This window comes from Oleiphilus sp. HI0128 (assembly GCF_001635365.1).
Genome location: NZ_LWGG01000062.1, coordinates 1 through 734, shown reverse-complemented (window position 1 = coordinate 734; position 734 = coordinate 1). Strand labels below are relative to the sequence as shown.

Sequence of the window (734 nt, the reverse complement as noted above, 5' to 3'; positions counted from 1 at the left end):
CGTTGTGTCTAGTCATGCTTCAAATGAGGCTGGAAAGTCTTCATCCGTTGATACGGGCTTAGCTTGCCTGGTATCAATAGCACGTTATCACCAAGTCGCTGCAGATCCAGAGCAGATTCGTCATTACTTTGGTACTAATGAACCTTCATCCGAAGCTAAAAACTCGGCCTCTTGTCTGAATGATAAAGATATCGTTCGTGCTGCTAGACACCTAAAACTTAAAGCCTCACTAACAAAAGCAGACATCGCTAAGTTAGAAAAGATGGCCTTACCTGCGATAGGCCTGAGTAAAAATGGTGAGTACTTTATTCTTGCCAAAGTCGCAGATGAAAAGGTTCTTGTTCAAGTGCCTGGTTCTGAAAAACCACAAGTCTTCACTCTTAGTGAATTCGAAGATTATTGGAATGGCAGAATTATTCTAATTACTCGACGTTCACTCCTGCCAGGTATGAACGGTAAATTTGATATTTCCTGGTTTATCCCCGCTATTATCAAGTACAAAAAGATCTTGATGCAGGTCTTGGTTGCCTCCTTCTTTATTCAGTTATTTGCACTAATTACGCCGTTGTTCTTTCAGGTGATTATCGACAAAGTACTCGTCCATCAGGGCTTAACTACGCTCGATGTATTGTGCTTCGGTTTAATCGTCGTTTCCTTATTCGATGTGATTTTGAATGGCCTTCGAACCTACGTCTTCTCGCATACCACCAATCGGGTTGATGTGACCTTAGGGT

General features: G+C 42.1%; 1 protein-coding gene. It reads left to right on the top strand.

Features of this window, described 5'->3' with window-relative positions; translation table 11 throughout:
* Nucleotides 1-734, top strand: a 734-nt coding sequence (locus tag A3763_RS00860) for a cysteine peptidase family C39 domain-containing protein (RefSeq protein WP_369823072.1), incomplete at both ends; no start/stop codon positions are given.